The 8367-nt window shown below is 70.0% G+C and carries 6 protein-coding genes; all 6 read left to right on the plus strand.

Features of this window, described 5'->3' with window-relative positions; genetic code table 11:
- Positions 1 to 2 precede the first annotated feature (2 nt).
- Positions 3 to 1988, plus strand: a complete 1986-nt coding sequence (locus ADL03_RS38395; RefSeq protein WP_053738529.1) for an APC family permease — start codon at positions 3 to 5, stop codon at positions 1986 to 1988.
- 2 nt (positions 1989 to 1990) lie between these two features.
- Positions 1991 to 3190, plus strand: a complete 1200-nt coding sequence (locus ADL03_RS38400) for a class I SAM-dependent RNA methyltransferase (RefSeq protein WP_157529650.1) — start codon at positions 1991 to 1993, stop codon at positions 3188 to 3190.
- A gap of 68 nt (positions 3191 to 3258) precedes the next feature.
- Positions 3259 to 5157 carry a 1-deoxy-D-xylulose-5-phosphate synthase gene (gene dxs / locus ADL03_RS38405; RefSeq protein ID WP_197289024.1) on the plus strand — a complete coding sequence of 633 codons (1899 nt, stop codon included), beginning with the start codon at positions 3259 to 3261 and terminating at the stop codon, positions 5155 to 5157.
- Between the two features lie 226 nt (positions 5158 to 5383).
- Positions 5384 to 6022 carry an SPFH domain-containing protein gene (locus ADL03_RS38410; RefSeq protein WP_053738566.1) on the plus strand — a complete coding sequence of 213 codons (639 nt, stop codon included), beginning with the start codon at positions 5384 to 5386 and terminating at the stop codon, positions 6020 to 6022.
- A gap of 89 nt (positions 6023 to 6111) precedes the next feature.
- Positions 6112 to 6795: a response regulator transcription factor gene (locus ADL03_RS38415; RefSeq protein ID WP_053738531.1), complete on the plus strand. Its 684-nt coding sequence runs from the start codon at positions 6112 to 6114 to the stop codon at positions 6793 to 6795.
- A gap of 3 nt (positions 6796 to 6798) precedes the next feature.
- Complete coding sequence (locus ADL03_RS38420) at positions 6799 to 7926, plus strand: cell wall metabolism sensor histidine kinase WalK (RefSeq protein WP_053738532.1); 1128 nt, start codon at positions 6799 to 6801, stop codon at positions 7924 to 7926.
- The last annotated feature ends 441 nt before the right edge of the window (positions 7927 to 8367 follow it).

Here is an 8367-nt window from a genome sequence, read left to right on the forward strand (position 1 = left end):
CCGTGTCCAAGCTCGCCACCGCTGCCAAGCGCCTCCTCGTCGGCAGGCCGTTCCGCAGTGACCGTCTCGCTCACACGCTGCTGCCCAAACGCATCGCCCTGCCCGTGTTCGCCTCCGACGCCATGTCGTCGGTCGCGTACGCGCCGGAGGAGATCTTCCTGATGCTGTCGGTGGCGGGCCTGAGCGCCTACACGCTGGCACCGTGGGTGGGTGTGGCGGTCGTGGTCGTGATGCTGACCGTGGTCGCCAGCTACCGGCAGAACGTGCACGCCTACCCCTCCGGGGGCGGTGACTACGAGGTCGCGACGGTCAACCTCGGCCGCAGGGCGGGGCTCACCGTCGCGAGCGCGCTGCTCGTGGACTACATCCTCACCGTCGCGGTGTCGATCTCGGCGGCCGCGGCCAACATCGGGTCGGCCATCCCGTTCGTCGCGACGCACAAGGCCGAGTTCGCGGTCGCGGCGATCATCATCCTGACCGCGATCAACCTGCGCGGCATCCGCGAGTCCGGCAGCGCGTTCGCGGTCCCCACCTACGCGTTCATGATCGGCATCATGGCCCTGATCGGCTGGGGCCTGTTCCGCGGGTTCGTGCTCGGTGACGAGATGCGCGCGGAGAGCTCCGGCCTGGAGATCCACGCCGAGTCCGACCACCTGATGGGCCTGGCGTTCGTGTTCCTGGTGCTGCGCGCGTTCTCGTCGGGCTGCGCGGCGCTCACCGGTGTCGAGGCGATCAGCAACGGCGTGCCGGCGTTCCGCAAGCCCAAGTCGCGCAACGCGGCGACCACGCTGCTGATGATGGGCCTGATCGCGGTCGTGATGCTGATGGGCCTGATCGTCCTGGCCCAGCTCACCGACGTGCGGATGGCCGAGTCGCCGGACCGGCAGATCACGAACGCGCCCCCCGGCTACGAGCAGAAGACGATGGTCGCGCAGGTCGCGCACGCCGTGTTCGACAACTTCCCGCCGGGCTTCTACTTCATCACCACGGTCACGGCGCTGATCCTCGTGCTCGCCGCGAACACCGCGTTCAACGGCTTCCCGGTGCTCGGCTCGATCCTCGCCCAGGACCGCTACCTGCCCCGCCAGCTGCACACCCGCGGCGACCGGCTCGCGTTCTCCAACGGCATCCTGTTCCTCGCCGGGTTCGCGGTCGTGCTGGTGATCGCGTTCGACGCCGAGGTCACCCGGCTGATCCAGCTCTACATCGTCGGCGTGTTCGTGTCGTTCACGCTCAGCCAGCTCGGCATGATCAAGCACTGGCACCGGCTGCTGGAGACCGAGACCGACGTGCAGGCGCGCAACCGGATGCGGCGCTCGCAGGCGATCAACACCTTCGGCCTGGTGCTGACCGCGACCGTGCTGATCATCGTGCTCATCACGAAGTTCACGAAGGGCGCGTGGATCGCCATCGCGGCGATGGCCGCCATCTACGCGTTGATGACGGCGATCCGCAAGCACTACGACACCGTCGCCGAGGAGCTGCGCCAGCAGGAGCGGGTGCGCACGCTGCCGGCCCGCAACCACGCGATGGTGCTGGTGTCCAAGCTGCACATGCCGACGTTGCGGGCGCTGTCCTACGCCAAGGCCACCCGCCCGGACGTGCTGGAGGCCGTCACGGTCAACGTCGACGACGGCGACACCCGCAAGCTCGTGGCCGACTGGGGGCGGGAGAACTTCAAGGTCCCGCTGAAGGTGATCGAGTCGCCCTACCGCGAGATCACCAAGCCGGTCCTCGACTACGTGAAGCGGGTCAAGTCGGACAACCCGCGCGACGTCGTCACGGTGTTCATCCCCGAGTACGTCGTCGGGCACTGGTGGGAGCAGCTGCTGCACAATCAGAGCGCGCTGCGGCTCAAGGGCAGGCTCCTGTTCCAGCCGGGCGTGATGGTGACGAGCGTGCCGTGGCAGCTCACATCGGCGTCGAAGGTCCGTGACAAGGACGTCATCGCGCCAGGAGCTGTCCGAAGGGGACTGGACGACCGGTGAACGTGGCCAAAGAAGACTGGACCGGACAGAGTTTCGAAGTGGAGGTGGGGCCGGTCGCACACGGCGGGCACTTCGTCGCACGCCACGAAGGACGCGTGCTGTTCGTGCGGCACGCACTGCCTGGTGAACGCGTCATCGCCTCGGTCTACGAGGACAACGGCGGCTCGTTCTGCCGTGCGGACGCCGTGCGGATCCTGACGCCGTCACCGGACCGCGTCGAGCCGCCGTGCCCGTTCAGCGGGCCGGGGAAGTGCGGCGGCTGCGACTTCCAGCACGTCTCGTGGGACGCGCAGCGCGAGCTGAAGGCCCACGTCGTCCGCGAGCAGCTGAGCCGCCTGGCCAAGATCGAGCGCGACGTGGTCGTGGAGGCGCTGCCGGGCGGGCCGCTGGAGTGGCGCACCCGCATCCGGATGGCCGTCGACCGCGACGGGACACCGGGCTTCCGCGGCCTGCGTTCCCACGATGTGATCCCGGTCGACCACTGTGTGATCAGCCGGCCGGGCATGGTCGAGTCCGTGGCAGACCGCAGGTGGCGGGCCCAGGAGCTCACGATCGTCCAAGACGGTGACGGCAACCGTCATGTGGGTGAGGTGCGCGGCCGACACACCGTGCGACGCGCCGGAACCGGTACGGCCGTCGAGACCGCCGCCCACCGGAAGTGGCGAATTTCCGCGGACGGCTTCTGGCAGGTCCACCCGGCCGCCGCGGACACCTTCGCGTCCGTCGTGGGGGAGTGGGCGGCGGCCGAGCCGGGGCAACGGGCGTGGGACCTCTACGGCGGTGCGGGCCTCTTCGCGTCGGTGCTCGGGCGACAGGTCGGCGAAAACGGATCGGTGCTGGTCGTGGAGTCCTTCCCCGGTGCCGTGGAGGACGGCCGGCGCAACCTGCGCCGCATGTCCCAGGTGGAGTGGGTGGCCGACAAGGTGGAGCGCGCCGTCACCCGCAGACTGCCCGTCGAGGACCCCCACGTCGTGGTGCTGGACCCGCCGCGCAAGGGTGCCGGGAAGATCGTTGTGGCTGAAGTCGCACGACGCCGTCCCGAGCGGGTCGTCTACGTCGCCTGCGACCCCGCCGCACTGGCACGTGACCTGGCTGAATTCACTGTTCAGGGGTACCGGCTCGCCGAGCTGCGGGCGTTCGACGCCTTCCCGATGACCCACCACGTGGAGTGCGTCGCGCTGCTCGTTCCTGAGACCGGCTGACACTGCGTCTCAGTCAGCTCTCCGTAGACTGGCCTGAAGTCTTGAGGAGTGAGGTGGGCGTGGTGACCCTGCTGGAGTCCGTGCACGGACCGGCTGATCTGAAACGGATGACCGAGGCGGAGCTGACACAGCTCTGCGACGAGATCCGGCGTTTTCTGGTCGACAAGGTCTCCAAGACCGGAGGGCACCTCGGCCCGAACCTGGGCGTCGTCGAGCTGACCGTGGCACTGCACCGGGTCTTCGACTCGCCGCAGGACCCGATCGTCTACGACACCGGGCACCAGTCGTACGTGCACAAGATCGTCACGGGCCGCCGCGACGGCTTCGACGACCTGCGTCAGCGCGGCGGCATGTCCGGCTACCCGTCACGCGCGGAGTCCCCGCACGACGTGCAGGGCAACAGCCACGCGTCGACGGCGCTGTCCTACGCGGACGGTCTGGCGAAGGCCAAGCAGCTCAGCGGCACCGGCGGCCACGTGATCGCGGTCGTCGGCGACGGCGCGCTGACCGGCGGCATGTGCTGGGAGGCGTTGAACAACATCGCCGCCGACCGGACCCGTCCGGTCGTGATCGTGGTCAACGACAACGGCCGCTCCTACTCGCCGACGATCGGTGGTCTCGCCGACCACCTGTCGACGCTGCGGCTGCGCCCCGGCTACGAGCGCGTGCTGGAGAAGGGCAAGAGCGCGCTGCAGCAGACGCCGTTCTTCGGCAAGCCCCTCTACGCCGCGCTGCACGCCGCCAAGCGCGGCATCAAGGACGCGCTGGCGCCGCAGGCGATGTTCGAGGACCTCGGCCTCAAGTACATCGGCCCGGTCGACGGCCACGACCTGGCCACGCTGGAGTCCGCGCTGCAGCGCGCGAAGTCGTTCGGCGGACCGGTGATCGTGCACGCGGTGACCCGCAAGGGCATGGGCTTCGCGCCGGCCGAGAACCACGAGGCCGACCAGATGCACGCCACCGGCGTCATCGACCCGATCACCGGCGAGAACGTCAAGCCGCTCAAGCGGACCTGGACGCACGTGTTCTCCGACTCGCTGGTGGAGATCGGCCGCGAGCGCTCCGACGTCGTGGCGATCACCGCCGCGATGCAGGGCCCGACCGGCCTGGACGCGTTCGCCAAGGCGTTCCCCGAGCGCTTCTTCGACGTCGGCATCGCCGAGCAGCACGCCCTGACCTCGGCGGCCGGTCTGGCCATCGGTGGCCTGCACCCGGTCGTGGCCGTCTACGCGACGTTCCTCAACCGGGCGTTCGACCAGCTGCTGATGGATGTGGCCCTGCACGAGCAGGGCGTGACCGTGGTGCTGGACCGCGCGGGCGTCACCGGCCCGGACGGCGCGTCGCACCACGGCATGTGGGACATGTCGATCCTCGGCGTCATCCCGGGCATCCACGTCGCCGCGCCGCGCGACGCCGGCTCGCTGGCCGAGGAGCTGCGCGAGGCCGTGGCGATCTCGGACGCGCCGTCGGTGATCCGCTACCCGAAGGCCTCCGTCGGCCCCGACCTGCCCGCCGTCGAGCGCGTGGGTTCGGTGGACGTGCTGCGCCGCTCGGGCAGCGACGTGCTGCTGGTGACGGTCGGCGCGCTGGGTGAGCTCGGTCTCGAAGCCGCGCAACGGCTGGAGGACCAGGGCATCGGCGTCACGGTCGTCGACCCGCGGTGGATCTACCCGATGTCGGTGGACCTCGTGGAGCTGGCCGCGGCGCACAAGCTCGTGGTGACGGTCGAGGACGGTGGCCGCCACGGTGGCTTCGGTTCGAGCCTCGCCGCCGCCCTGCGCGACGCCGACGTCGAGGTGCCGCTGCGCGACATCGCCCTGCCGCAGCAGTTCCACGACCACGGCGAACGCGCCGAGGTGCTGGCGCTGTGCGGCATCACCGCGCAGGACGTGGCCCGCCGCGTCACCGAGTGGGCCGCTCGCCTGGAGTGCCTGCCGGTGGAAATCGACGCGCCGGCGGACAAGTAGTCCGGCTACCCTCCACCTCGCGCCCGCCACAGGCGGCCCGGCAGGTCTTCCTCGCCGGGTTCCGCGATCGAAGCGGGTGCTGGGTGCCCATGGAGCATCAGGTTCGAACCCTGAACCCACGACCCCGGTCGCACACGGGGGAACCGGGCTTTGCGAGTCCCCCGCGGACTCCCGCCCCGTTCCCCGCCGGCCGGGGTCGTGGTCTGCCCGGACGGAGGTGGAGACGATGAGGCACACGTTGTACCCGTGGGAGCGGGGCGTCCGGTTCGATCGTGGCGTGCTCGTGGGCGAGGTCGGGCCGGGACGGCACCGGCTGCCGATGCGTGCCGAGCTGCACCGCGTCGACATCCGGCCGCGCACCCTGACCCCGGCGGCGCAGGATGTGCCGACCGCCGACGGCGTGCTGGTCCGGGTGACCGTCGTGGTGCGGTGGGTGGTGTCCTCGCCGACGAAGTTCGTGGTCGAGTCAGCGTCTCCCGAAGAGGAGCTCTACACGGCCGTGCAGCTCGCACTGCGCGGTGCGGTACTCACGCGCGCACACTCAGCCGTCGACACCGAACGTGCCGCCATCGCGGCCGAGGTGCTGGCCGGCGTCGCCGCCCGTGCCGAGGAGCTGGGCGTGTCCGTGGCCGAGGTGGCGGTGCGGGACGTCGTGATGCCCGCCGAGCTGCGCCGGGCCGCGCTGGCCGAGCTGGTCGCGGCGTCCGAGGGACGGGCGGCGCTGGAGCGGGCACGCGGCGAGACCGCGGCGCTGCGGTCGTTGCTCAACGCGGCCCGGCTGGCCGAGGAGCACCCGGCGCTGCTGGAGCTGCGGGCGTTGCAGACGGCCGGGACCGTCGTGGTGGACCGGTCCAAGCGCGCCTGACCGGCCACGACCACGGGGGGACAACCCCGACAGGGCTTGTGAAGGTGCCGTTAAGCGCCTTCTCAGGTGCGTGTGGCACCTTTGGTGGCGTGCGGATTCTGGTAGTCGAGGACGAGGTGCCGCTGGCCGACGCGATCGCGCGCGGCCTCCGGCGCGAGGGCATGGCCGTGGACGTCGCCTACGACGGCGAGACCGGCCACGAGAAGTCGACGGTCACGAGGTACGACGTGGTCGTGCTCGACCGCGACCTGCCCGGCATGTCCGGTGACGAGCTCTGCAAGGAGATCCTCAGCTCCGGCGCGCTGACCAGGGTCATGATGCTGACCGCGAGCGGGACCATCGAGGACCGCGTGGCCGGGCTGTCACTGGGCGCCGACGACTACCTCGCGAAGCCCTTCGCCTTCCCCGAGCTCGTCGCACGCGTGCGCGCGTTGGCACGGCGCGCGACGCCGGCGACGCCACCAGTGCTGGCCGCCCAGGACGTCGAGCTCGACCCGGCACGCCGGACCGTGTCGCGGGGCGGCACGCCGATCGAGCTGACCCGCAAGGAGTTCGGCGTCCTCGAGGTGCTGCTCGCGGCCAAGGGGTCGGTCGTCAGCAGCGAGGAGCTGCTCGAACGCGTGTGGGACGAGAACGCCGACCCGTTCACCACGACCGTGCGCGTCACGGTGATGACGTTGCGCAAGAAGCTCGGCGAGCCGGGCATCATCGACACCGTGGTGGGCTCCGGGTACCGGGTGCCGAGCGCTTCGATCGGGTCTGCTGAGGTCTGACGCATGCGACGGCGCGGGCCGGGGCTGCGCCTCCGGATCACGCTCCTCACCACCGCGCTCGTCGCGGTGGTGAGTGCTGTGCTGCTCCTGCTCGGGTGGGTGCTGGTCGGCCGGGTCTTCAACTCGTCGCCGTCGTTCCCCAGTGGCAGTCAAGTCAACGTTGATGGCGTCAATGTTGACGTGACGGTGTTGACGGACGCGTTGACGGCCGCCGCCAGGCAGGACCTGGTGCGGGCGGGCCTGGCCGCGTTCGCGTGCATGGTGGCGGCCGCGGCCGTGCTGGCCTGGACGTTCACCGGCCGCGTGCTCAAACCCCTGCACGACGTCACCGACGCGGCCCAGCGGTTGTCCGCGGAGTCACTGGGCTCGCGGCTGCGCCTGGAAGGCCCGCGCGACGAGGTCGCGGAGCTCGCGGACACCTTCGACGCGATGCTCGACCGCCTGGAGGCGGCCTTCGACTCGCAACGCCGGTTCGTGGCCAACGCGTCGCACGAACTGCGCACCCCTCTCTCGGTGGTGCGCACGGAGCTGGACGTGACCCTGTCCGACCCGGACGCCGACGTCGAGGAGCTCCGCCGCATGGCCGGCGTCGTGCGCGCGGCGGGCGAGCGCGCCGAACAGCTGGTGTCCGCGTTGCTGTTGCTCGCGCGCACGGACGGCATCGGGCTCGCGGTGCGCGAACCCGTCGACCTGTCGGCGCTGGTCGAGTCCGCGTGGAAGGCCGTGCGCACGGAGGCCGAGGCACGTCACCTGCGCACCGTGTTCCGGTGCGCGCCGGCACTCGCGGTCGGCGACCCGGCCCTGCTGGAGCGCATCGCCGGCAACCTGCTGGAGAACGCCGTCCGGCACAACCACGTCAACGGCTGGATGGAGACCACCGTCGAGACCGGACCGCAGTGGTCGGTGCTGCGGGTGTCGTCGTCGGGTCAGCTCATCGCCCCGGACCGGGTAGAGGAGCTGTTCGAGCCGTTCCGGCGCGGGGTCAAGGACCGGACGAGCCAGTCGGGAACCGGTCTGGGCCTGTCGATCGTCCGTGCCGCGGTCGCCGCTCATGGGGGGTTTGTGCAGGCAGTGGCCGTGCCGACCGGTGGGCTGTCGGTGACCGTGCACCTGCCCAGCGCACCCCGCTAGGGCCGCAAACGAGATTGCCGACGTGGTCCCGGTCACACTGTGCGTCGATCTTGGCGGGTTTGGGCCGTCCGCGTAGCTTCTGAGCTGCGGCGATGCTGTGGGAGACCCCCGATTTGGATGTTGGTGGGCCGGCGTGTAAATTTCTCTCTGCCAGCGCGGAACGGGCCGGGAAACACCGGAACGGAGCGCGGCGGAAGACTTCTAGACCAACACCAGCCCCGGAAGTTCCCTCCTCGCGGAGATGAACTGCGGTGTGCGCGTGTTCTTTGAGAACTCAACAGCGTGCCGATAACACAGCCAGTAATATGAATACTCCTCGTCAGGAGTATTCCTTTGAGTAGATAGACCAGATTGCCAGACATATTCCGTCTGGAGCGATCAACACAATCCTTATTGGAGAGTTTGATCCTGGCTCAGGACGAACGCTGGCGGCGTGCTTAA

The sequence above is a fragment of the Nocardia sp. NRRL S-836 genome (assembly GCF_001279525.1).
Taxonomy (GTDB): Bacteria; Actinomycetota; Actinomycetes; order Mycobacteriales; family Pseudonocardiaceae; genus Lentzea.